Genomic DNA, 23,933 nt, shown 5'->3' with positions numbered 1-23,933 from the left:
AAGACTGCACCCGACGCCGCCGGCAAGGCAGTGGCGGATGAGACAGAGATCGGGCAATTTCCGCCACGCAGCCCCGCGCCGATCGGCTAGGATCGCCGCGCTGTCCCGGAGGTCTCATGAAGCTCGCAATTCTCGCGCTGGAAGGCTGCATGCATTCGGCGATCTCAGGCGTCGCCGACATCCTGTCGCTCGCCAATCACGTGATGCAGCAGAGCGGTGCGAAAACCCGCTTCGCCTGGGAGACGCTTTCGCTCGAAGGCAAGCCGGTGCGCGCCGGCGGCGGCCAGATGGTCGTAGTCGATGGCGCGATCGGGAAACGCGGTCGCTTTGACGCGATCCTCGTCCCCGGCAACCTCGTCGATCACGTCACGGCGGAGCGCCTGCAACCGCAATATGCCCGCGCCGGCGCCTGGCTGCGGCAGCAGCACGCGAACGGCCGGCTGATCGGCGCGTTCTGCAGCGGCGTGTTCCTGCTTGCAGGCAGCGGTCTGCTCGACCACCGCCGCGCCACCATCACCTGGTGGCTGCAAGGCGAGCTGCGGCAGCGCCACCCCACCATCGACCTCGCCGCCGACGCCGTCATCACCGTGGCGGACCGCATCGTCTGCGCGGCCGGACCGATGTCGTGGGTCGACCTCCTGCTCAGGCTGATCGAGATGGTCGACGGCAAGGAGATTGCAAAACTCTGTGCGGACTACGTCGTCATCGACACCGCGCAACGCAGCCAATCGCTCTTCATGCCCGTCGGCTATTTGCTGTCGCAGGACCCGCTGCTGACCAGGGCCGACCTCCTGGTTCGCCGCACCGGCAAGAGCCCGATGACGGTCAAGCGCCTCGCCGATGCGCTCGGCCTCAGCGAGCGCACGCTGAACCGGAGGTTCCAGGAGCTCACGCGCGAGCCGCCGCAAGCCTTCATCACGCGCCGCCGCGTCGAGCACGCGCGCACGCTGCTGGAGACGACGACGCAGCCGATCAAGACCATCGCGCGCACGGCCGGCTACGAGGACGAGAGCAGCTTTCGCAAGGCCTTCCGCAAGCTCACCTTGATGTCACCGCAGGCCTATCGCGCAAGAAGGATGGAGCGGGCGGCGTAGCGTTCCGCGCGCACGGATAATCCGGGACAACTGGAAGGATCGGCGAGAACATGAAATTGCGGCCGCGGCCTGGCTGTGACTTTCAAGCCGAGAACCACCTCCGTCATTGCGAGCGCAGCGAAGCAATCCAGAATCCCTCCGCGGAAAGAGTCCGGATTGCTTCGCTGCGCTCGCAATGACGATGGGGCGAGAGCGTGTCTAAAATGACTATCCGCGCCAGCCGCGCTCGCGCCCTACACCGTCGCGCGCTGCCGTCCGACCATGGCCTCGCCGAACGCCTCGAACAGTTTGCGGTTGATCGGATTACGCTGCGGGTCGTATTCGGCGTGCCATTGCACGCCGAGCGCGAAGGTCGGGGCTTCCGCGATGCGGATCGCCTCGATGGTGCCGTCCTCGGCGATGCCTTCGATCAGCACGCGTTTGCCGGGGTCGAGAATGCCCTGGCCGTGCAGCGAATTGACCCTGATCTTCTCGCAGCCAAGCAGCTGCGCGAAGGCGCCTCCGGGTGTGAGGTCGACGTCATGACGGTCGGCGAACACCACGGTCGGATCGGGATGAATCTCGCCGTTCTCGAGCCGGGGCATGCGGTGGTTCATGCGGCCGGGGATTTCGCGGATCTCCGGATGCAGCGAGCCGCCGAAGGCGACGTTCATCTCCTGCAGGCCCCGGCAGATGCCGAACAGCGGAATGCCGCGGGACACGCAGGCGACGGAGAGAGCTAGCGCCACCTCGTCGCGGTGGATGTCGTAGGGCTCGTGTCGCTCGCACGGATCGACATTGAAACGGGTCGGATGGACGTTGGCGCGGGCGCCGGTGAGCACGATCCCGTCGACCACGTCGAGCAGCGCACTGATGTCGGTGATGTCGGGCGCTCCCGCAAACATCATCGGCAAGCCACCCGAGACCTCGGCTACGGCGCGCAAATTTCGCTCGCCGACCATCTGGACCTGAAATCGATTTTCGACGCGATGGGCGTTCCCGATCACGCCGACGACCGGTTTTTTCATCTCCGGTTCCGACCTCCCCCGTAAGAAGATTCTCCAAACATGCCCCTAGGATGGAACAAATTCAACAGAAGGGTACGCGGGACGGCAATGCTATTTTCGCGCAAATGCCTCGCGGGCGTCGGTCGTCCCCACGAGGGGCAGGCCGGCCGCCGTCAGCGCAGTCGCCGCCGCCTCCCCGGGCGTGTCCAACCAGGGTAGTTTGGCGTCGATTCCGCGGGTCACGGGCTGCCCGAGCACGCCTCCGAAATCGATCGGCCAGAACCCGTTGGGCACCACCTCGGCGGTGAGACGGGTGGCGTAGCCGTGCCCCAGCACTTCCTCCGCATGGTCGCCGGCGACAAGGCGCGCGGTCTTGGGGTCTTTGGGATCGCCAAAGCTCACGAGCACCGGAACGAGGTCGCCCTGCACCGGGACAATGCCGGCCTGCCGGCTGATATCGTTGAACGAGACGCGGTTGCCCCGCGCCGCGCCATAGGCACGGAGCGCGACATAGTTGATGTCATCGAGGTCGAGCTTGCCGCCCTGCCGATGCGCCAGCAATGCCACCAGGTTCTTGCCTATGCCGCCGTCTTGGCCGAGGTCGACGAACACGGCCTCCCCGCGCATCGTGGTGCGGCCGCCTCGGTTGTAGTTGCGGTCAGGCACGACGGCCAGAACGCCAGACCCGGTCTTGATCCCGTCAGGCGTCGTCACCTCGACCGTGAGGCGGAATTTGTGGCCGGGCCGGTTGATCCGGATCTGGTCGCCGATGACGAGCACGGCCAGAAGCCCGAGCAGACCGGCCCACTTGCTGATGAAACTCAAACGCCCCCCACCTGTTTTTCTCCTCATCGCTCTGCACCGTTCGCGCGACAGCGTCAAACCAGCGCGTTGACGCGGTCTTGATCGGGAGCGTGTTTGTCGAAAGAGTGCGGCGTGCATGCCGAAAAGGACCCGATGTGACCATTCCCAGAGATGAACGCCCCCGGACCCGCAACGATCAGGCTCGGGATCAGGCTTGGGCGATCTCGGTCGGTGGCATCGGCGTCGTGCTGTTCACGGCGATGCTGGTCTTCACCTGGTATTTTGCCGCCACCCTGCTCCTGATCTTCACCGGCATGCTGCTCGGCGTCGGCCTCAACGCGCTGACCAACGCGCTCGGCCGCCGCGTGCACTTGCCTCATGCGGTCCGGCTCGCGATCGTCTGCGTCGTGCTGGCCGCGCTGCTCGCGGGCGTCGCCTATCTCGGCGGCGCCACCATTGCCGAGCAGGCTTCGGTGCTGAGCAAGACCATCAAGTCCCAGATCGGCAACGTGAAGGCCTTCCTGGACAGCCACGGGATCGACACCAGCTTCTTCGATCTCGGCAACGCCGCGTCTGACACCTCGGCCAATCCACCATCGGACTCGACACCCTCGCCAGCAGCGCCCCCGCGCGGTCCCCTGCCCGGCGCCGACGCGCTGGCTTCCAGCGGTGGCGCGATCGTGAGCCAGACCTTCAAGCTGCTGCTCGGCACCATCCACGGTGTGGGAAACATCTTCATCGTGCTGTTCCTGGGGCTGTCCTTCGCCGCCCAGCCCGGCGTCTATCACGACGGCCTGTTGTTCCTCGCGCCGGCGAGGCATCGCACCCGCGTCACCCTGATCATCGACCGCATCAGCGAGACGCTGGAGCGCTGGCTGATCGCGCAGATCGTCGTGATGATTGCGGTTGGCGTCGTGACCTGGATCGGGCTTGCCCTCATCGGCATCCCGGGGTCATTCATCCTGGGAATCCAGGCCGGCCTGCTCGCCTTCATTCCGACCGTCGGCGCCATCATTGCCGGCGTCGTCGTGGTGCTCGCGAGCCTCGCCTCGGGCTGGATTCCGGCGCTGTCGGCCTTCCTCCTCTTCATGGGCGTGCACGCGATGGAGAGCTATGTGCTGACGCCGATCCTGCAGCGGCAGGCGCTCGACATCCCGCCGGCCACGCTGTTCGCGTTTCAGATCCTGCTGGGCGTCGTATTTGGCATCTGGGGCCTGGCGCTGGCGCTGCCACTAGTCGCCATCGCCAAGGTCATGATCGACCATTTCAAGACGTATGAGGCGCCGCCCCTGGTGGAGGCGGCGTAAGGCGTCGTGAAACAGCTCAGGTCGTCAGCACGGTCTCGGTGTGCTCGACCTCCGGGGGCGAAGCAAAATACTGGCCGACGAGGCCGCGCCATTCGGTGAAATTCTCCGAGCCGCGGAAATCGACGGTATGGTTTTCCAGCGTCGCCCACTTCACCATCAGCCGGTAGCGCTGCGGCTTCTCGATCGACTTGTGCAGCTCGAAGCCGTGAAAGCCCTTGGAACGGCCGAAGGCGGCCTTGGCCTTGGCGACAGCCGCCTCAAAGTCCTTCTCGCTGCCCGGCTTGACGTCGATTTGCGCGATCTCGGTGATCATCGGTTTCCACCCTCTTTGTTTGATGGGCGTGTCTACCGCAGCCCGCGACAAAGAAAAAGGCGCCGAAACGGCGCCCTGACCGGTCAAAAATGCGTCGCTCTCAGGCCCACAGCAGAGCGGTGCCTGCCACGACGAGCGCGCAACCGATAAACAGCGCGAGCGGCCAGTAGTTGCGACCTTGCGCGTAGCGCCCTTGGGCGCGGCGCTCGGTGATCAGCGCGCTCTCGTATTCATCCGCGGTGGAGAACAGGCAGCCGAAACCGCCGCGTGCCGACGCCGCGGCGGCTTCGAGCGACATCAGGGCAGCCTGCGGGTTCTGTCGACGGATCGATTCCATGACCGCAAAGGTAGGGATCGAATGGTAAACAGCGGATTACCGCAAGGCGCGTCGTGGCTTCAGGCCGTGGCCGGACGCGCCTGCGGTGCACCGGCCCGTGCCGCGCTCTGGCGGCGCCAGTTCTCCAGCGACAGCGGCAGCTCTTCCGCCGCCTCGACGCGGTTACGGCCACCGCGCTTGGCCTGGTAGAGCGCGGTGTCGGCCGAGGCCAGCAGCACCTCGAGCTCGGTGCCGGCCGGACCGCCGGCGACGCCGATGCTGACGGTGGTGTCGACCGGACCTTCATCGACCACGACGCCAGAGGTCTCGAACGCCTCGCGCACGCGCTCTGCGACCAGCACGCCCTCCTCCAACGAACACGGCAACAGCGCTGCGAACTCCTCGCCGCCGATCCGGCCCGACATGTCGGTCATGCGCAGATTGCTGACGACGACGGTCGAGAACAGCTTCAACATCTCGTCGCCGGCGGGATGGCCGAAGCGGTCGTTGATCGACTTGAAGTGATCGATGTCGAAGATCATCACGGTCACGGGACGGCCGGCCTTGGCCTCGCGCTCGATCACGCGTCCGCAGGCTTCCGAGAAACCGCGGCGGTTGAGCATGCCGGTCAGGGGATCGGTGGACGCGGCGGTCCGGTGCGCCGTCACCGTGCGCTCCGACACCAGCATGAAGATCACGAACACGGTGCCGACGGCATAGAGGATAAGCTCGACCGCAAACACGGTGACCCAGATGCTGCCGGAGAAGCCGGCATCGTTGGGACGCAGGAAGCTGCCGAGCAGGATCGGCAGCATCAGCACGCAGCCGTGCATCACCGGCACGACGAAAGCCGGCCAGCGCCGCTGCAGGCTCTTGCGCCGCTCGACCCAGAGCTCGCCCGCGGTCAGCGCGGCATAGACCGAGACGATGCCGGCGCCGACGATCATGCGCAGCATCGAGGCTGAAGGATCGAGCAGCGAGACGGCAGCGACCCAGGCGAGCGCGCCGACGAGCAGGCCCGGCCAATTCGGCTTGCGGCCGTGGAAGACGCGCGCCGCATTCCACACCATGCCGCAGGCAACGAAGCCGACCGCGTTTAACGCGAGATGGAGGTGCGGCCCAAGCTTGTCGCCGGCCGCGGTCCATAGCGCCACCGAGGCCGCGCCCAGCAGATACGCGGTACCCCACCATTTCAGCGCAGGACTGTTTTCCTGCTTGCCGAAAAACACCATCATGGCGCCGAGCAGTGCGGCAACCATGGTGGCAACCAAATAGAGCGTGATGCTATCGAGCGACATCATGTCGGCCCCCTTGAAAACATAGCAGTTACGCGATCGGCACATCCGATTTGCGCGCCCTTCCAAATGCGACGCTATGTCCCGCGGGTTCCATTCAGGTTTTCACGGGCGGCCAAGTTTTCGGGAAACACGCCATCAATTTGCGTACAAACGAACAACAAAAAGGGCGCTGAATTCAGCGCCCTTTTGCATCTCATTGAAGCCGCTTTCGCGGCGAATGTGACCGAAGCGATTAACGCTTCGAGAACTGGAAGGACCGGCGGGCCTTGGCCTTGCCGTACTTCTTGCGCTCGACCACGCGCGAGTCGCGGGTGAGGAAGCCGCCCTTCTTGAGCACGGAGCGCAGCTCCGGCTCGAAATAGGTGAGCGCCTTGGAGATGCCATGACGGACGGCACCGGCCTGGCCGGACAGACCGCCGCCGGCGACGGTGCAGATCACGTCGTACTGGCCCGAACGCTGGGCCACCGAGAACGGCTGCTCGATCATCATGCGCAGCACAGGACGGGCGAAATAGACCTCGACCTCACGCGCGTTGACGGTGACCTTGCCGGCACCCGGCTTGATCCAGACGCGGGCGACCGCGTCCTTGCGCTTGCCGGTGGCGTAAGCGCGATTGAACTTGTCGACCTTCTTCTCGTGCTTGGGCGCGTCGGGCGCGGCCGCGGTCTTGAGCTGCGAGAGCTGGTCGAGCGACTGGATGGATTCGGCCATGATTATGCGGCCCTCGTGTTCTTGCGGTTCAACTTGGCGATATCGATCTTCTCGGGCGTCTGCGCCTCGTGCGGATGATCGGCGCCGCCGTAGACCCGGAGGTTGCCCATCTGCACGCGGCCGAGCGGACCACGCGGGATCATGCGTTCGACGGCCTTCTCGAGCACGCGCTCGGGATGCTTGCCCTCAAGGATCTGGCGCGCGGTGCGCTCCTTGACGTGGCCGACGTAACCGGTGTGCTTGTAGTAGGTCTTCTGCTCGCGCTTGCGACCGGTGAGGACCGCATGCTGCGCGTTGATGATGATGACGTTATCACCGCAATCAACGTGGGGGGTGTAGGTCGGGAGGTGCTTGCCGCGCAGGCGCATGGCAACGATGGTGGCGAGACGGCCGACGACCAGACCCTTGGCGTCGATCAGCACCCACTTCTTCGTCACCTCAGCCGGCTTTGCCGAAAAGGTTTTCATATCGGAGTTTCCGTGGACGGGAGATATCGGCGCGAACACCGCACCGGACTGCGCGGGTTTCTAGAGAAGAGACGCGCAACGGTCAATGCCCGAAGGTCTAAATTAGGCCTGCAAAATCAATAATTTAAAAATATGGTGCTATACTACCTGCAAAAAGCTCAAACATTTGGAATGGAATAGGTCGAGGTGACATGGGCGATCGGATCGGGCGAAGTGCCGGACAGCAGCTTGACCTCCCCAACTGCCAAGCGCTTGCCGAGCTTGAGCAGCCGGGCTTCCGCCAGCACGTCCTGCCCGGGCAGCCCCTTGCGCAGGAAGTTGATATTGAGATTGGTGGTGACCGCGAGCCCGATCGGCCCGATCGCGGACAGCAGCACCACGTACATCGCGAAATCGGCGAGTGCCATCAGCGTCGGGCCGGACACGGTTCCACCCGGGCGCAGCATCCTTTCGCTGTAGCGCTGGCGCAACAGGCAGGTCTGGCCGTCCGCACTCTCGATCGTGATGTCATCGCCGCTGAAGGCCTGGGGAAACTCGTCACGGAGAAACTGCTCGACCTCCGCCACGCTCATTTTCGCTAACGCCATGCTTTGCCTCACCCTCGCTTCACGTCCCCTGTTACATTAAGTTATCTGCGTCATCCAATTGCAATGATTAACCGGAAACGCTTCGATGTCCGCTCAGGCCGCCCGCGCCCCCTCCCCGCAACCGTCGATCCTGCTGCGCGAGACCATTGGCCCCATCGCGATCCTGACGCTGAACCGCCCGGCCGCACGCAACAGCATGTCTGAGGCGATGATCGCAAGACTGCATGCCGAGCTCAACGAGATCCGCGACGACAAGGCGGTCCGCGGCGTCGTGATCGCCGCCAATGGCCCGGCCTTCTCCGCCGGCCACGACATGAAGGAGTTGACCGCGCGCCGCACTGACCCGGATCGCGGCCGCGCCTTCTTTGCCGAGATGATGAGCGCCTGCAGCGCGATGATGCAGGCGGTCGTGCACCTGCCGAAGCCCGTGGTCGCTGCCGTCCAGGGCATCGCGACCGCGGCCGGCTGCCAGCTCGTGGCAAGCTGCGATCTCGCGATCGCCTCGGAAGCGGCAAGCTTCGCCACGCCGGGCGTCGATATCGGGCTGTTCTGCTCGACGCCGATGGTGGCGCTGTCACGCAACGTGCCGCGCAAGCAGGCGATGGAGATGCTGCTGACGGGCGAGCCGATCCCGGCCGAGCGCGCCCGCGAGATCGGCCTCGTCAATCGCGTCGTCGCCGCCGGCACCGAGCGCGACGCCGCGATTGCGCTGGCCGAAAAGGTCGCGCTGAAGTCGGCCTACACCGTCAAGCTCGGCAAGGAGGCGTTCTACCGCCAGGCCGAGATGAGCCTTGCGGACGCCTATCGCTATGCGGCACAGGTGATGACCGAGAACATGATGGCGCGCGACGCCGAGGAAGGCATCGGCGCCTTCATCGAGAAGCGCACGCCGACATGGCGGGATGAGTAGAATTCGTCATTGCGAGCGAAGCGAAGCAATCCAGAATCTTTCCACCGAGGCAGTCTGGACCGCTTCGTCGCTTCGCTCCTCGCAATGACAGCAAAAAAGAAGAGCCAATGAACCACGACGCCTATCCCGACAATTACATCCGCAGCATCCTCAACAGCGTGAAGTCGATCGCGATGGTCGGCGCCTCGCCGGTCAATGTGCGGCCGAGCTATTTTGCGTTCAAATACCTGGCGCAGCGCGGCTACGACATGATCCCGGTCAATCCCGGCCATGTCGGCAAGGATCTGCTCGGCATGCCGTTTGTCGCCTCGCTCTCCGACATCGGCCGCCCCGTCGACATGATCGACATCTTTCGCAACTCCAGCCACATCATGCCCGTGGTCGAGGAGGCCCTGACGCTCGATCCGCTGCCGAAGGTGATCTGGATGCAGCTCGGCGCGCGTGACGACGCGGCAGCGGCAAAAGCGGAATCGGTCGGTATCAAGGTCGTGATGAACCGCTGCCCGAAGATCGAATATGGCCGCTTGTCGTCGGAGATCTCCTGGATGGGCGTCAATTCGCGCACGCTGAGCTCCAAACGGCCGCCGGCTCCGACGCAAGGCATGCGGCTATCCCTCAATCGGATGAGTGTCGGCGGCGGTGACACCGCGGCTTCCGATCGCGCCGCCAAAAACAAGACCGAGCAAAGCTGACGCAATCGCGAAGCATTCTTTTCGCGAACGCGGCAATGCGTAGCAAGATCATTTCGGTGTGAAGCAGCGCCTTGACGGCAGCCGCGGCGCCCATCAGCATGCCGCGCGATTTCAGATCACAAGAACAGGACGCCCTCAATGAGCGATCGCCTTCCGGGATTTTCAACCCTCGCCGTGCATGCCGGTGCACAGCCCGATCCCACCACCGGTGCGCGCGCGACTCCGATTTATCAAACCACCTCTTTCGTTTTCAACGATGCCGACCACGCCGCCTCGCTGTTCGGTCTGCAGGCGTTCGGCAACATCTATACCCGCATCGGCAATCCCACCAACGCGGTGCTGGAAGAGCGTGTCGCCGCACTCGAAGGCGGCACCGCCGCGCTTGCGGTCGCCTCGGGCCACGCCGCACAGGTCGTGGTGTTGCAGCAATTGCTCCAGCCCGGCGACGAGTTCATCGCCGCGCGCAAGCTTTATGGCGGCTCGATCAACCAGTTCACGCATGCGTTCAAGAGCTTTGGCTGGAACGTGGTGTGGGCGGATTCCGATGACATCGCCAGCTTCGAGCGCGCGGTGACGCCGCGCACGAAAGCCATCTTCATCGAATCGATCGCCAATCCCGGCGGCAGCATCACCGACATCGAGGCGATCTCGACGGTCGCGCGCAAGGCGGGCGTTCCCTTGATCGTCGACAACACGCTGGCCTCGCCCTACCTGATCCGCCCGATCGATCACGGCGCCGACATCGTCGTGCACTCGCTGACGAAATTTCTGGGCGGCCACGGCAATTCGCTCGGCGGCATCATCGTCGATGCCGGCACGTTCGACTGGTCCACGGGCGGCAAATATCCGATGCTCTCGGAGCCACGGCCCGAATATCACGGCATCCGCCTGCAGGAGACCTTCGGCAATTTCGCTTTCGCGATCGCCTGCCGCGTGCTGGGCCTGCGCGACCTCGGACCCGCGCTGTCGCCGTTCAACGCCTTCATGATTCTGACCGGCATCGAGACGCTGCCGCTGCGCATGCAGAAGCACTGCGACAACGCCAAGGCCGTCGCAGAATTCCTCGCCGGTCATCCGGCAGTGGCCTCGGTGAGCTATGCGGGCCTTGCCAGCGACAAGTACAACCAGCTCGCGCGCAAATACGCGCCAAAGGGCGCAGGCGCCGTGTTCACCTTCAGCCTGAGGGGCGGCTACGACGCCGGCGTCAGCCTGGTGTCGAAACTGCAGCTGTTCTCGCATCTGGCCAATGTCGGCGACACCCGCTCGCTGGTCATCCACCCCGCCTCGACCACGCACAGCCAGCTCGACGACGCCGCCAAGGTGAAGTCCGGCGCCGGCCCCGACGTGGTGCGGCTCTCGATCGGCATCGAGGACAAGGAAGATCTGATCGCGGACCTGGAACAGGCGCTGGGGGCGTAGCATTTCCGGTCATTCCGGGCGCTCGTGGGCGCCCCGGAATGACCGCCCCGTTAACAGTCATTAACCATATCTGCCGCATACATCGTCCTTGGATCGCCCCTTTGATTCGGAGCCGACGATGCTGCGCTGGATGGTACCTGCCCTTGCCGCCATGCTGACGGTCTCAGCTGCCGTTGCCGCCGATCTACCGGCCACAGCGAGACGGCGGGCTGTCGCGCCGCCGCCGGAGCCGCCACAGGTCTATGTCGAGACCGATCCGGATGCGCTGATCTCGCCGGCCTACGGCATCGGCAGCTACATCCGCAACCTACCGGGCACGCCGCTGCTGCCCGGCTCCAACACGTTGCCGGGCTATTACGGACGCCCCTGGGATTACGATTATCAGGGCCCATACTACGGCGGACCGCAGGTCGGCTATTTCTGGCGCCTGCCCTACGCCTGCGGCGTCTACGGCTATTGCTGACCTGATCAGCCGGCCTGACCGACCGGAACCGCGCGCGGCTGCGCCTGTGCCGATTGTCGCGAGGCCAGACGCTCCACCTGCATCACTGCAAGCGTGAGCACTGCGATCGCGACCGCCTGGTGCGAAAGCGCGAGATCAATCGGCACCTGGTTGAGCAGCGTGAGGATCCCGAGCACCGCCTGAAGGCCCACCGCGCCCAGCAGCAACAGCGCGCCGCTCGCCGCAGCTCCCGCGCGTGAACGCACCGCGTCGATCGCGTGCAGCGCCGCCAGCACGAACAACGCATACGCCGTCATGCGGTGCTCGAACTGCACCGTCAGCACGTTGTCGAACATGTTGCGCCACCACGGCGTCTCGAACCAGAGCCGATCCGCGGAGGGAATGAACGCGCCGTCGATCTGCGGCCAGGTGTTGTAGGCGCGCCCGGCGCGCAGGCCCGCGACCAGCGCGCCGAAATAGATCTGGACGAAGGTCACGATGAGGAGCAGCACGCTCGTGAACCGCAGCCGCGCGGGCGCAATGATCTGCGGACGCTCGGCGAGCCGCCGCACCGTCCAGACGATGCCGGCGAAGATCAGCAGCGCAAGCACCAGATGCGTCGCCAGTCGATATTGCGAGACCTCGACACGCTCCGTCAGGCCCGAGGCCACCATCCACCAGCCGACCGCGCCCTGGAGTCCGCCAAGCGCGAACAGCAGCCATAGCCGTCGCTTCAACTCACCGGAGAGGCCGCCGCGCCACAGGAAGAACAGGAACGGCAAGAGATAGGCGACGCCGATGAAGCGGCCGAGAAATCGGTGGCTCCACTCCCACCAGAAAATCTCCTTGAACTCGGACAGGCTCATGCCGGCGTTGAGTTCGCGATATTGCGGGATCTTCTTGTAGGCCTCGAAGGCCTCGGTCCACGCCGCTTCCGAGAGCGGTGGAACGCTGCCCGTCACAGGCTTCCACTCGACGATCGAGAGCCCGGATTCCGTCAGTCGTGTCGCGCCGCCGACCAGCACCATCAGCGCGATGAGGGCGGCCACGGAGATCAGCCACCAGCGCACGGCGCGATACGGCTCGGACAGGGTGGAATTCGTCGTCATTTCGGGGCCAAAACCAGGACCTGAACCAAAGAGGCTTGAACCGGACTGCACGGCCCTTATAGTCCCCCGCTCCCGCAGCGCAAGTAACGCGAAAGACCGCGACATTCCGTCATGACGATCCGCACTCGCAAGTTCCTCGGCGCCATCCTGCTCCTGGTGCTGGCCACCGTCTGGGCCCTGCTCGGCATGGCGGCGGCGCAGATGCCGTGGATCGCCGAGTCCGGATGGCGGCAGGCGATCTACTACGTGGTGGTCGGCATGGGCTGGGTGCTGCCGGCGATGCCGATCGTGAGCTGGATGCAGCGGCCCGACCGCGCCAAATCTAGCTAGTGACGCTTCGCGTCGGTTTCACCGGCGCGAAGGCAACACCGGACACCAGCACACGCAGCATGCGCAGTGACTGTATCCGGCCGTCCCAGGAAATCCGCGGCAGCGCGCGCAGATTGGTGCGCCCCTCCGCATCCACGATGCCCGGGATGGTCGAGACGGCGCTGGCAAAGCCGGCCTCCTCCGCCATCACGACGTGGTTGCGCCGGAAGGAAGAGCGATCGCCGAACGGAAAGGCGAGATGCCTGATATCGCGGTCGAAGGCCGCTTCCGCGACCGCCTTGCCCATCGTCATCTCGCGTAGTGCGGCCGCGTCCTTCATGTTGGCGAGAACGGGATAGTTCACGGTCGCGCTGCCGATCGTGACGAGCGGATCGGCAGCCAGCTTCGCCAGATCCTCCCAATCCATCGAGGCCTCGCGCGAGAGCGCGCCGAGGTCGATCCGGTAGCGCGCGCAGAGATCGGCGATCGCAGCCGACAAATCCGCGGGCGGCAGCGACCGCAGCCACTCCTCGACGAACGAGAACAGCGCCCGCTTTTCGGCATTGCCCGTGACGGTGAAGCGCTGCTCTCTCTCGCCCATCATCAGGCTGATCCGGCTCTCGCGCGCGATCACCTGCTCGAGCCCGAGCCACCAGGCCTCTCCGACTCCATCGGGAAACGCGGTTGGCACGTAGACGGTGAAAGGCACGGCGTGGCGCGCCAGCACCGGATAGGCAAAGCTGATCAGATCCTTGTTCGCACCGTCGAAGGTGAGCGCCACGAAGCGCCGCCTCTCCGGCAGCGTCACCGCGCGGCGGCAGACATCGTCCATGCCGACGAAGTCATATCCCCACCGCTTCAGTGCACGAATGGCGCGATCGAGAAATTGCGGACTGATCTCGTTTCCGCGCAGTGGCTGAAACGCGCCGCGCCGCCTCGGCCGCACGCGTTGAAAGCGCAGGATCGTGCCGGCACCGCGGCTGCGCAGCGCAGCCTGACCGGTGAACCATGCCAGTTCAAGCCGCAACCGCTCCAGCCATCTGTCGTCGGATGCCAATATCCCACCTTCGCGTTCGCCGGCGGCCTGTTCCCTCGCTCATTGTCATTACCCTTTGTTGACATTTCTTTGCAAAGGTCGGCCACAGGCCGAACTACGCAAATTTTCGTTTCTCGACAGGTTTCGTGAATGACCATGGCTGCGGCGATGCAAAGCCGGACGGCAGAATCGCCAGCGCGGTCGAAAGCGAGCCGCATCGCGCATGTCGATATCGTCACCGATCTGGCCGAGGCCGAGACGGTCTGGCGCGCGTTCGAGCAGAGCGGCCACCTCTTCACGCCCTACCAGCGCTTCGACCTGCTTAGCCCATGGCAACGGCTCGTCGGCAGCCATGAAGGCGCCCGCCCCCTCATCGTCATTGCCCTCGACGCCGAGCGCCAGCCGCTCCTGCTGCTGCCGCTTTCGCTGCGGCAAAGCCACGGCGTGCGCACGGCCTGCTTCATGGGCGGCAAGCACACGACCTTCAACATGGGCTTATGGAATGCCGAGTTCGCAGCCCAGGTCGCCATCGCCGATCTCGACACGCTGCTTGCGCCTCTGCGCGAGCATGCCGACGTGCTCTCGCTGACGCAGCAGCCGCTGCGCTGGCACGACCAGCACAACCCGTTTGCGGCTCTCCCGCGGCAGAGTGCGATCAACGGCTGTCCGCTGCTCGTGACGGAGCCCGGCGGGCCGCCCGCGTCGCGGATCAGCAATTCCTTCCGCCGCCGCCTCAAGAGCAAGGAAAAGAAGCTCCAGGCGCTCGCCGGCTATCGCTATCTCCTCGCCACCACGGATGCGGACGTCACCCGCCTGCTCGACTGGTTCTTCCGCGTCAAGCCGGCGCGGATGGCCGAGCAGAAACTGCCAAACGTCTTTGCCGAGCCCGGCGTCGAAGCGTTCATCCGCAGCGCGTGCCTTTCGGCGCGCGGCGAAGGCCGCGTCATCGACATCCATGCGCTCGAGTGCGATGACGAGGTGATCGCGATCTTCGCCGGCGTCGCCGACGGCCAGCGCTTCTCGATGATGTTCAACACCTACACGATGTCCGAGCACGCCCGCTACAGCCCCGGGCTGATCCTGATGCGATACATCATCGACCGCTACGCCGAATGCGGCTACTGCTCGCTTGATCTCGGCATCGGTTCGGACGATTACAAGCGGATGTTCTGCAAGGACGACGACGACATTTTCGACAGCTTCGTGCCCCTGACCGCGCGCGGAAAACTCGCGGCGATGGCGATGTCCTCGCTGAGCCACGGCAAGCGGCTGGTGAAGCAGAACCAGATGCTGTTCGATCTGGCGCGGCGCTTGCGGCAGGCGTTCGGGTAGCCGTCGCAGTTCGTAGGGTGGGCAAAGCGAAGCGTGCCCACCACGTCTACCGCAATCGTTGAAAGGTGATGGGCACGGCGCAAGTGCGCCTTTGCCCACCCTACGATTCCGAACTCGTGGAGAAAGATCCCCACCTGTCTCGCCGCTAGCGCGGCGAGCCCCCCTCTCCCACAAGGGGAGAGGGAAGAGAAGCTACGCCGCCACGACGCGCGGTGCTTCGGCCGCATTCGACGGCTGAACCGGCCTGCTCAGCATCGTCACCTCGCTGAAGCCGACAGCGCGGAGCTGCTCGCACATCAGCGTGCGCGCATCGGCGGCCATCGACGCGTCGGGCACCACGACGGCGCGGGCATGCGCCGTCAGCAGTTCGGCCGGGAGGTCGGAGGCGCTTCCGGCGTCCACCAGCACGTGGTCGTAGGCGCGGAGCAGCGCATCGATCGCGAGCGTCACCCGCGGCGATTGCAGCAGGCTGCGGTCGAAGCCGGGACGGCCGGCCATGACCAAATGCAGCCGCGAGAGCTTGTCCCGGGTGATGATTTGCGCGAACGAGGCCTCGCCCTGCATCAGCTCGGCGAGGCCGGGAGCCGAAGCATCGACGGACACCGCGGCGATGGTCGGCGAGGATGCGGCGAGATCGACCACAACGACGCGCGCATCGCGCGCCAGGTGCCGGGCCAGCGTCAGCGTTGACAGCGTGATGGCTTCGCCGGCTGCGGTGCCGAGCACCGTGACCTTCTTCGCCGCCGGTCCCGCAGCTCGCAGGCTGTCGGCGAGATGCTCGATCTCGGCGAATTCGGAGACGTCGGCATCGGCAGTCATCTCGGGCTGAAGCGGCGCAAGGTCTTCCACAACGGGATCGAGCATCGGTTCGACCACCGGCTGAACCACAGGCTGGACTACAGGCTCTTGGCGCACCGGCGCCTGCGTTTGCGCCTGCGTGAACACGGCCACCGCGCGCGGCGCGGTCTGGCGCAGCAGTTCGCCGGTGACGACGACGCCGGACGAGAGCAGCAGCGTCGCGATCGTCGCGATCAGCACGATCGGCAGCTTCTTCGGATAGGCCGGCGTATTCGAGACGATGGCGCGCGAGATGATGCGGCCCTCCGCCGGCGCGGTATCGATGCTCTCGCGGGTGCTGGCCTCGCGATATTTCCCAAGATAGGTCTCGAGCAGGTCACGCTGCGCCTTGGCTTCGCGCTCGAGCGCGCGGAGCTGGACGTCCTGACCGTTGGTCGAGGTCGCCTGCTTCTTGAGCTGATCGAGGCTCGCCGTCAGGCCGTCGACCCGGCCACTGGCGATCCGCGCATCGTTTTCGAGCGAGCGCGAAATCTTGGCCGCTTCGTCGCGAATTTGGTTGTCGAGGTCGCCGAGCTGCGCCTTCAACTCCTTGATCCGCGGGTGATTGCCGAGCAGCGTGGACGATTGTTCGGCAAGCTGCGCCCGCAACGTCACCCGCTGCTCGGACAGCCGCCGCATCAGTTCGGAATTCACCACCTCGGACGCTTCGATCGGCTTGCCGCCCTGGAGCATCTCGCGGATCAACCGGGCCCTGGACTCTGCGTCAGCCTTCATCGAGCGTGCGTTGTTGAGCTGGGTATTGACCTCGCCCATCTGCTGGTTCGACAGCGTGGTGTTGTTGGTGCCGATGAACAGGCTCGACTTAGAGCGGAAATCCTCGACCTTGGCTTCGGCATCGGAAACCTTCTTGCGCAAATTCTCGATCTCGCCCGAAAGCCACTGGCTGGCGTTGCGCGCCTGGTCCTGCCGCGCATTCTGCTGCAGTACGAGATAGCCGTCGGCGATCGAATTGGCGACGCGCGCGGCGAGCTCGGGATCGGCCGACTGGAATTCGACCACGATCACGCGCGACTTGTCGACAGCGTAGGCCTGAAGGCGATCGTAATAGGCGTCCAGCACGCGCTCTTCCGGCGTCATCGAGAACGGATCGCGGCCGATGCCGACCAGCGCCGCCAGCGACTTCAGCGGTGAAATCCCCTGAAGCACGGGATCGAACTCGGGCCGCTCCGAAAGCTTGTTCTTCTTGATGATCTCGCGCGCGAGATCGCGCGACAGCACGAGCTGGACCTGGCTCGTCACCGCCTCGGGATCGAGTGCCTGCCGCTCCTCGGTGCTGCGGTCGCTGCTCGGGCGCAGGAACACGTTCTCGCGGCCGTCGATCAGGATGCGCGATTCCGACTTGTAGCGCGGCGTGACGAGATTGACGGCAGCGACGGAGGCGACGAGTGCGAGCACCGTCGGCACGACGATCCAGCCGCGCTTGCGGGCGAGCGCGCCACCGAGCGCATGGAGATCGATATCGCCGGATTCGACTGGCGCCTGCTTCGCGGCAACGGGCGCAGGCTTTGCTTCAACCTTGGGCGCGGTTTCGGTCACCTTGGTGTCGGCCACCCTGGCTTCAGCTTTGGACTTCGAAACAGCCCGCTCGACCACAGCCTTGTCCTTGCCGGCACGCCAGAACGCTAAACGCATCGAACACTCCCGCAGGGCAATGCTGCGACTCTACCTCAACCGGGGCGATTACACTCCATTAAGGTTGCCGCTGAGTTAATCGTGGCTCGCCGCGACCGGCGCGCACGGCGCCGACACCGTTTGTTAACTACGAGGGCTCTTAATCCGTCTCGATATTTCGAGAATTGTTCGAGCATTCGCCGTCGAGCGCTAGTTCTGATCATGCCCCCCTCTCCCGACCGGCCGCTCCGCATCCTGCACGCCGTGCGCGCTCCCGTGGGCGGCATCTTCCGCCACATCCTCGATCTCGCCAACGGTCAGGTCGATCGCGGTCATCACGTCGGGATTCTCGCCGACAGTCTCACCGGCGGTGAGCGCGCGGAAAAGGCGCTGGCCGAGCTCGCGCCGCGGCTGAAGCTCGGCGTGCACCGGCTGGCGATCCGCCGCGAACCGTCACCGGACGACGTCCTGGTCTGGCTGCGGATGCGACGCCTGATTGGCGAACTCAAACCCGACGTCACGCACGGCCACGGGGCCAAGGCCGGCGCCTTCGTCCGCATGCGGCGGCGATCCGACGACACCATCCGCATCTACACCCCGCATGGCGGCTCGCTGCACTATCCCCTCAACACCCTCAAGGGCGAGTTTTATGCGCGGCTCGAACGCACGCTCATGGACGCGACCGACCTGTTCCTGTTCGAGAGCGCGTTTGCCCGCGACACTTATCAACGCATCGTCGGCACGCCCAAGGGCGTGGTGCATTGCGTCTTCAACGGCGTGACGCCGGAAGAATTCGAGCCGGTTATCATCGCCGACGATGCCACCGATCTCGCCTATGTCGGCGAGTTCAGGCACATCAAAGGCGCGGATCTCCTGGTCGATGCCGTGGCACGCCTGCACGCGGGCGGCAAGAAGGTCACGCTCACGCTCGGCGGCGACGGCGAGGAGACGGCGGCGCTGAAGGCGCAGGTCGACAAGCTCGGCCTCACCAGCGCCATCCGCTTCATCGGGCACGTCAAGGCGCGCTACGGTTTCTCCAAGGGGCGACTGCTGGTCGTGCCCTCGCGCGGCGATTCCATGCCCTATGTCGTGATCGAGGCGGGCGCGGCCGGCATTCCCATGATCGCGGCCCGCGTCGGCGGCATCCCCGAGATTTTCGGGCAAGAGAGCCCGGCGCTGTTTGCGGCGAGCAACGCCGAGGCCATGGCCGAAGCGATCGCGGCCGCACTCGACGATCCGCAAGCGATCGCGCAGCGCGCAGCCTCCCTGCGCGAGCGCATCTCCGCGCATTTCTCCCAGCAGGCGATGGTTGACGGCGTGCTCGCGGGTTATCGCGACGCCTTTGCCAATCATTAACCAACCTTAAGGCCCGCTTTAGAGAATCTTCCGATTTGTCCGATAATCGACGTCCCAGGGGATGCTCGCCCGGGGCGCAACGCTGCGACCCACGGTTTTTTTGGAATGGACGTGGACGCCCGTGGAACCGCTCAACGCACGCTCGATGCTCGATGCCGCGACAAGCGCCGCTGCAAAGCCTGCCGACCAACCCTTTGTGGAGCGCCGTCGCCGGCTCTCGCCCGCCGCGCTCGAAGTCGTCAACCAGAAGGTCGCCCGCGCCTATTCGCCGATCGTGATCGCCGGCTTCGTCCGCTTGGCCGATTTCGCGCTGCTGAGCCTCGTCGGCATCGCGCTCTATGTCGGCTATGTCATGCCGCTCGCCGGCTCCTTCAGCTGGGTTTATCCCGCGCAGATCATCGCCGTCGCGGTCGCCGCCGTGGTCTGCTTCCAGGCCGCCGACCTCTATCAGGTGCAGCTGTTCCGCGGTCAGCTCCGGCAGATGACGCGGATGACCTCCTCCTGGTCGTTCGTCTTCCTGCTGTTCATCGGTGCATCTTTCTTCGCCAAGTTCGGCAGCGAAATGTCGCGGCTGTGGCTTGCCGCCTTCTACTTCCTCGGGCTCGCCGCGCTCATCTCCGAACGTCTGGCGCTGCGCTCGCTGGTGCGCGCCTGGGCACGCCAGGGCCGGCTCGACCGCCGCACCATCATTGTCGGCTCCGACAGCAACGGCGAGCAACTGGTCGAGGCGCTGAACGCCCAGGAGGATTCCGACATCCACGTGCTCGGCGTGTTCGACGACCGCAACGACAGTCGCGCGCTCGACACCTGCGCCGGCGCGCGCAAGCTGGGCAAGGTCGACGACATCGTCGAATTCGCCCGCCGCACCCGGGTCGATCTCGTGCTGTTCGCGCTGCCGATCTCGGCGGAGACGCGCATCCTGGAGATGCTGAAGAAGCTCTGGGTGCTGCCGGTCGACATTCGCCTCTCCGCGCATACCAACAAGCTGCGGTTCCGTCCCCGCTCCTACTCCTATCTCGGCGAGGTGCCGACGCTCGACGTGTTCGAGGCGCCGATCACCGACTGGGACCTGGTGATGAAGTGGCTGTTCGACCGCATCGTCGGTGGCCTTGCGCTGCTCGCAGCCCTGCCGGTGATGGGACTGGTGGCGCTGGCGGTGAAGCTCGACAGCCCCGGCCCGGCGCTGTTCCGCCAGAAGCGCTTCGGCTTCAACAACGAGCGCATCGACGTCTACAAGTTCCGCTCGATGTACCACCATCAGGCCGACCCGACCGCCTCCAAGGTCGTGACCAAGAACGATCCGCGCGTCACCCGCGTCGGCCGCTTCATTCGCAAGACCAGCCTCGACGAGCTGCCGCAGCTCTTCAACGTGGTGTTCTCGGGCAATTTGTCCCTGGTCGGCCCGCGCCCGCACGCGGTGCAGGGCAAGCTCCAGAGCCGCCTGTTCGACGAAGCCGTCGACGGCTATTTCGCCCGTCACCGCGTCAAGCCCGGCATCACCGGCTGGGCCCAGATCAACGGCTGGCGCGGCGAGATCGACAATGAAGAGAAGATCCAGAAGCGCGTCGAATTCGACCTCTACTACATCGAGAACTGGTCGGTGCTGTTCGACCTCGTCATTCTCCTGAAGACGCCGGTCTCGCTGCTGACCAAGAACGAGAACGCGTATTGAGTTGAGTCGTGCCCGAGCCTCACTGTCATCGCCCGGCTTGACCGGGCGATCCAGTAATCGCCGGCAGTAGAAACTGCCACGAACGGCTCGGAGTACTGGATGCCCCGCTTTCGCGGGGCATGACGTCGGAAGTTGTGTGCGTGTACGAGTAGCGTGAGCGTGTGATGGCGTATGCGGCGACAGCCGGTGGAGTGAACGTGGCCGCACCGGCTGCGCCCGGCGTGCTGGCCATCCAGCGCGCGCTGGTGTGGCTGGTCGGCGCCTCCGGCGCCATCGTCTTCATTGAGCCGAGCCCGTACGAGATCGCGACGCTGCTCGCGACCGTCACCTTCTTCGCGACCGGCCTGCGCCTGCGGCTCGTTCTGATGCCGCTGATCCTGATGCTGGTGCTGCTCAATGTCGGCTACACGATCAGCGCCATCCCGCTGTTCGATCAGTCCGAGGTGGTGAGCTGGATCGCGACCTCCTGGTACATGGCGGTCACCGTGGTGTTCTTCGCCATGGTCACGTCCGAGGACACCGCGGCCCGGCTCGACATGCTCCGCCGCGGCCTCGTGGTGGGCGCGATGGTCGCTTCGCTGCTGGCGGTTGCCGGCTATTTCCACCTGGTTCCCGGCGGAAACGACCTCCTCACGCTCTACGGACGCGCGCGCGGCACGTTCAAGGATCCGAACGTGCTCGGGGCGTTCCTGATCCTGCCGGCGCTATTTGCACTCCAGAGCGTAGTCTCGGACAAGTTGGCCAAGGCGTTCCGCAACGTCATCGCCTTCGGCATCATGTCGCTCGCCATCCTGCTCGCCTTCTCTCGCGCCGCCTGGGGCGGACTGGTGCTGACCTCCGCCTTTATGCTGGCACTGATGGTGCTGACCAGCCGCTCCAACGCGCAGCGCTCACGCATTGTCATCATGGCAATCGTCGCCGCGGTGCTGGGCCTCGCGCTGATCGCGGTGCTGCTGTCATTCGACTCCACCGCCGAGATGTTCAAGCAGCGCGCGAGCTTCGACCAGAGCTACGACGAAGGCCGCTTCGGCCGCTTCGGCCGGCACATCCTGGGCGCGGAGATGGCGCTCGACCTGCCGTTAGGCATCGGTCCGCTGCAATTCCACCGCTACTTCCCCGAGGACACCCACAACTCTTACCTCAACGCCTTCATGTCCGGCGGATGGCTCTCCGGCATGTGCTATCCCGCGCTGGTCTTCACCACCGTGATCATGGGCTTCCGGCACATCTTCGTCCGCGTGCCCTGGCAGCGCGCTTATCTCGCCGTCTTCTCCGCCTTCGTCGGCACCGTCGGCGAAAGCTTTGTGATCGACACCGACCACTGGCGTCACTTCTGGATGATGCTGGGCGCGATGTGGGGCATGATCGCGGCCGCGCAGATCTACAAGATCAAGGCTGTCGACGAAGCTTCTTCAGCTTGAGATCGGGCCGCTTTTCCGGCGGCGTATCGATGAGGCTCTTGAGCGCCTCGGTTGCCGCAAGCACGCCCTTGTAGCCCTCATTGGCGAAGCGCAGCAGTAGCCGCAGCTCCTCGTCGGAATAGGCGCCAAACACCTTCTCCATCGCCTGCTGCATCGGCACGTAGAGCTCGCCGATCTTCATCGCTTTCTCCGGCACGACGGAAATGAAGACCTTGCGCCGGTCTTTCTCGTCGCGCTCGCGGCGCACAAGCCCAGCCTTCTCGAGTCGGTCGACGACGCCGGTGATCGCACCGGTCGTCAGCCCCGTGACCTCGGCGAGCCGGCCCGCGGTGACGCGGCCTTCGAGATAGAGGATGTCCATGCATTCGAGGTCGGAATTGGCGATTCCGGCAACGTTCGCAACGGTCTGGCCATAAAGCACGCCCTGCGCGGACGACCGGCGCATCGCCTCCTCGAGATCCTGCAACAGCGCAGCGCGCACCTTCGTCCTTGACAAGGTCGGCCTCATATCTTAGTCGATATATATCTTAGTCACTAAGAGATTTAGCGACCGTAATTTCTCCTAGCACCACGGAAACGTCGGGAGCAAGCCATGTCCTACCGTCCCCGCAAAGCCCTGATCATCGGCGCCGGCATCGCCGGGCCCGTCACTGCGATCCTGCTGCGCCGCGCCGGCATCGAATCCGCGATCTACGAGGCCTGGCCCTATTCGAAAGGCATCGGCGGCGGCCTCCAGATCGCGCCGAATGGCATGCATGTGCTGGACGAGATCGGTCTTGCGAACGAGCTGATCAGCCGCGGCTCGATCGCGGAGGCCTTCGACTTCTATTCGCAGGGCGGAGAGCGGCTCGGCTCGATCAACCGCGACATGGCGCGACGCTTCGGCCAGCCGGCCGTCAACGTCTGCCGCGCCACGCTGAACGAAATCCTGATCGACAAGGCCTGGTGCGCCTGCGTCTCGCTTTATTTCGAGAAGCGCCTGATCAAGATCGAGGACCGCGGCGACCAGCAGATCATCGCCTACTTCTCCGACGGCACCACGGCCGAGGGCGATTTCCTGATCGGCGCCGACGGCGTGCATTCGGTCGTGCGCCGCCAGGTGGTGCCGGACGGGCCGCAACCGTTCGACACCGGGCTGATCGGGTTCGGCGGCTTCGTGCCGCACGCCGTGCTCGACGGCAGGCCGATCGGCCGGCACGTCGAGACCACGTTCGGCAAGAGCGGGTTCTTCGGCTATGGCTATTGCAGCCCGGATCCGAACGACGGCGTGATGTGGTGGAGCACGCAGCCCGCGCACGGCATGGACGCGGCGATGTTCCGCGCGCTCGACCACGCGACGCTGAAGCAGCATCTGCGCGGCTTCCATCACGGCTGGCACGATCCGATCCCCGATATCATCGAGGCGGCCGAGAACATCGTGGTCACCGACACGCTCGACGTCGCGACCTTGCCGACCTGGTCGCGCAAGCGCTCGCTGCTGATCGGCGATGCCGCGCATGCGACCAGCCCTCACGCGGGCCAGGGCGCTTCGCTCGCGCTCGAGGACGCGATGCGGCTCGCGCGGCTGATGCAGGAGGGCCAGGAGCTCGGCGCCACCTTCCACGCCTTCGAGGCCGAGCGGCGCCCGCGCACCGAGAAGATCGTCGCGATCGCGCGCCGCAACGGCAACAGCAAGCGCGAATTCAGCGCCACCGGCGCGTGGGTCCGCAATCAGATGATGAAATGGCTGTTGCCGCTGGGATCGAAGAGCATGGAGTTCATGTACGCGTATGATGCGCGGGCGGCGTAGGCCCGCCGCTGTCGTAGGGTGGGCAAAGGCGCAACGCGCCGTGCCCACCGTCTCTCCGCAGTTCGCTTCGCAAGTGGTGGGCACGCTTCGCTT

The 23,933-nt window shown here is 65.1% G+C and carries 24 protein-coding genes; 12 read left to right on the top strand and 12 right to left on the bottom strand.

Features of this window, described 5'->3' with window-relative positions; genetic code table 11:
- Positions 1-116 precede the first annotated feature (116 nt).
- A complete protein-coding gene (locus JQ627_RS06495; RefSeq protein ID WP_212483335.1) occupies positions 117-1,094 on the top strand; it encodes a GlxA family transcriptional regulator in 978 nt (325 codons plus the stop codon).
- 233 nt (positions 1,095-1,327) lie between these two features.
- Here JQ627_RS06495 and JQ627_RS06490 read toward each other — a convergent pair whose 3' ends face one another.
- On the bottom strand, positions 1,328-2,101 hold the full coding sequence (locus tag JQ627_RS06490) for a gamma-glutamyl-gamma-aminobutyrate hydrolase family protein (protein ID WP_212483334.1): 774 nt from the start codon (positions 2,099-2,101) through the stop codon (positions 1,328-1,330).
- 90 nt (positions 2,102-2,191) lie between these two features.
- The gene (locus JQ627_RS06485) at positions 2,192-2,905 is read right to left on the bottom strand and encodes a hypothetical protein (protein ID WP_212483333.1); all 714 of its coding nucleotides are present in this window, start codon (positions 2,903-2,905) and stop codon (positions 2,192-2,194) included.
- A 134-nt stretch (positions 2,906-3,039) separates the two neighbouring features.
- On the opposite strand from JQ627_RS06485, the gene JQ627_RS06480 reads away from it, so the two are divergent.
- A complete protein-coding gene (locus JQ627_RS06480; protein ID WP_212483332.1) occupies positions 3,040-4,191 on the top strand; it encodes an AI-2E family transporter in 1,152 nt (383 codons plus the stop codon).
- 16 nt (positions 4,192-4,207) lie between these two features.
- Here JQ627_RS06480 and JQ627_RS06475 read toward each other — a convergent pair whose 3' ends face one another.
- From JQ627_RS06475 to JQ627_RS06450, 6 genes are all read right to left on the bottom strand, one after another.
- Positions 4,208-4,504 (bottom strand): antibiotic biosynthesis monooxygenase, encoded by a 297-nt coding sequence (locus tag JQ627_RS06475; protein WP_035673823.1) that lies wholly within the window; start codon positions 4,502-4,504, stop codon positions 4,208-4,210.
- 100 nt (positions 4,505-4,604) lie between these two features.
- Positions 4,605-4,841: a hypothetical protein gene (locus JQ627_RS06470; RefSeq protein WP_212483331.1), complete on the bottom strand. Its 237-nt coding sequence runs from the start codon at positions 4,839-4,841 to the stop codon at positions 4,605-4,607.
- Positions 4,842-4,900: 59 nt separating this feature from the next.
- A complete protein-coding gene (locus JQ627_RS06465) occupies positions 4,901-6,121 on the bottom strand; it encodes a GGDEF domain-containing protein (RefSeq protein WP_212483330.1) in 1,221 nt (406 codons plus the stop codon).
- 229 nt (positions 6,122-6,350) lie between these two features.
- Positions 6,351-6,830, bottom strand: a complete 480-nt coding sequence (gene rpsI, locus JQ627_RS06460) for a 30S ribosomal protein S9 (protein WP_074120606.1) — start codon at positions 6,828-6,830, stop codon at positions 6,351-6,353.
- A 2-nt stretch (positions 6,831-6,832) separates the two neighbouring features.
- The gene (gene rplM / locus JQ627_RS06455; protein WP_008137961.1) at positions 6,833-7,297 is read right to left on the bottom strand and encodes a 50S ribosomal protein L13; all 465 of its coding nucleotides are present in this window, start codon (positions 7,295-7,297) and stop codon (positions 6,833-6,835) included.
- A 158-nt stretch (positions 7,298-7,455) separates the two neighbouring features.
- Positions 7,456-7,884 (bottom strand): PaaI family thioesterase, encoded by a 429-nt coding sequence (locus JQ627_RS06450; RefSeq protein WP_135215987.1) that lies wholly within the window; start codon positions 7,882-7,884, stop codon positions 7,456-7,458.
- 85 nt (positions 7,885-7,969) lie between these two features.
- Here JQ627_RS06450 and JQ627_RS06445 point away from each other — a divergent pair, with 85 nt between their 5' ends.
- From JQ627_RS06445 to JQ627_RS06430, 4 genes are all read left to right on the top strand, one after another.
- A complete protein-coding gene (locus JQ627_RS06445) occupies positions 7,970-8,794 on the top strand; it encodes an enoyl-CoA hydratase (RefSeq protein ID WP_212483329.1) in 825 nt (274 codons plus the stop codon).
- A gap of 107 nt (positions 8,795-8,901) precedes the next feature.
- Positions 8,902-9,486: a CoA-binding protein gene (locus JQ627_RS06440; RefSeq protein WP_212483328.1), complete on the top strand. Its 585-nt coding sequence runs from the start codon at positions 8,902-8,904 to the stop codon at positions 9,484-9,486.
- Between the two features lie 138 nt (positions 9,487-9,624).
- Positions 9,625-10,905, top strand: coding sequence for an O-acetylhomoserine aminocarboxypropyltransferase (locus tag JQ627_RS06435; protein ID WP_212483327.1), 1,281 nt, complete (start codon positions 9,625-9,627; stop codon positions 10,903-10,905).
- Between the two features lie 118 nt (positions 10,906-11,023).
- The gene (locus tag JQ627_RS06430; protein WP_212483326.1) at positions 11,024-11,368 is read left to right on the top strand and encodes a hypothetical protein; all 345 of its coding nucleotides are present in this window, start codon (positions 11,024-11,026) and stop codon (positions 11,366-11,368) included.
- A gap of 5 nt (positions 11,369-11,373) precedes the next feature.
- Here the strand turns inward: JQ627_RS06430 and JQ627_RS06425 are convergent, their stop codons facing one another.
- On the bottom strand, positions 11,374-12,456 hold the full coding sequence (locus JQ627_RS06425; RefSeq protein ID WP_212483325.1) for a COX15/CtaA family protein: 1,083 nt from the start codon (positions 12,454-12,456) through the stop codon (positions 11,374-11,376).
- A gap of 111 nt (positions 12,457-12,567) precedes the next feature.
- Between JQ627_RS06425 and JQ627_RS06420 the strand changes: the two genes are divergently transcribed.
- Positions 12,568-12,786: a DUF2842 domain-containing protein gene (locus JQ627_RS06420; protein ID WP_212483324.1), complete on the top strand. Its 219-nt coding sequence runs from the start codon at positions 12,568-12,570 to the stop codon at positions 12,784-12,786.
- Here the strand turns inward: JQ627_RS06420 and JQ627_RS06415 are convergent.
- On the bottom strand, positions 12,779-13,822 hold the full coding sequence (locus JQ627_RS06415) for a polysaccharide deacetylase family protein (RefSeq protein WP_212483323.1): 1,044 nt from the start codon (positions 13,820-13,822) through the stop codon (positions 12,779-12,781). The genes JQ627_RS06420 and JQ627_RS06415 overlap by 8 nt on opposite strands.
- 129 nt (positions 13,823-13,951) lie before the next feature.
- Between JQ627_RS06415 and JQ627_RS06410 the strand changes: the two genes are divergently transcribed.
- Positions 13,952-15,133, top strand: coding sequence for a GNAT family N-acetyltransferase (locus tag JQ627_RS06410; RefSeq protein ID WP_212483322.1), 1,182 nt, complete (start codon positions 13,952-13,954; stop codon positions 15,131-15,133).
- A 192-nt stretch (positions 15,134-15,325) separates the two neighbouring features.
- On the opposite strand, the gene JQ627_RS06405 is transcribed toward JQ627_RS06410, so the two are convergent.
- Positions 15,326-17,623, bottom strand: a complete 2,298-nt coding sequence (locus JQ627_RS06405) for an exopolysaccharide transport family protein (protein ID WP_212483321.1) — start codon at positions 17,621-17,623, stop codon at positions 15,326-15,328.
- Between the two features lie 201 nt (positions 17,624-17,824).
- Between JQ627_RS06405 and JQ627_RS06400 the strand changes: the two genes are divergently transcribed.
- The 3 genes from JQ627_RS06400 (at position 17,825) to JQ627_RS06390 (ending at position 22,051) form a co-directional block, all read left to right on the top strand.
- Positions 17,825-18,958, top strand: a complete 1,134-nt coding sequence (locus tag JQ627_RS06400) for a glycosyltransferase family 4 protein (RefSeq protein ID WP_212483320.1) — start codon at positions 17,825-17,827, stop codon at positions 18,956-18,958.
- A gap of 121 nt (positions 18,959-19,079) precedes the next feature.
- A complete protein-coding gene (locus JQ627_RS06395; protein ID WP_212483319.1) occupies positions 19,080-20,630 on the top strand; it encodes an undecaprenyl-phosphate glucose phosphotransferase in 1,551 nt (516 codons plus the stop codon).
- Positions 20,631-20,794: 164 nt separating this feature from the next.
- The gene (locus JQ627_RS06390; RefSeq protein WP_212483318.1) at positions 20,795-22,051 is read left to right on the top strand and encodes an O-antigen ligase; all 1,257 of its coding nucleotides are present in this window, start codon (positions 20,795-20,797) and stop codon (positions 22,049-22,051) included.
- Here JQ627_RS06390 and JQ627_RS06385 read toward each other — a convergent pair.
- The gene (locus JQ627_RS06385; protein WP_212484061.1) at positions 22,020-22,496 is read right to left on the bottom strand and encodes a MarR family winged helix-turn-helix transcriptional regulator; all 477 of its coding nucleotides are present in this window, start codon (positions 22,494-22,496) and stop codon (positions 22,020-22,022) included. The two genes, JQ627_RS06390 and JQ627_RS06385, sit on opposite strands and share 32 nt — an antisense overlap.
- A 147-nt stretch (positions 22,497-22,643) precedes the next feature.
- On the opposite strand from JQ627_RS06385, the gene JQ627_RS06380 reads away from it, so the two are divergent.
- Positions 22,644-23,840, top strand: a complete 1,197-nt coding sequence (locus tag JQ627_RS06380; protein WP_212483317.1) for an FAD-dependent monooxygenase — start codon at positions 22,644-22,646, stop codon at positions 23,838-23,840.
- Positions 23,841-23,933: the final 93 nt, after the last annotated feature.

The sequence above is a fragment of the Bradyrhizobium liaoningense genome (assembly GCF_018130785.1).
Taxonomy (GTDB): Bacteria; Pseudomonadota; Alphaproteobacteria; order Rhizobiales; family Xanthobacteraceae; genus Bradyrhizobium; species Bradyrhizobium liaoningense_A.
The sequence above is the reverse complement of the archived record's forward strand: the minus strand, read 5'-3'. Positions and strand labels throughout refer to the sequence as shown.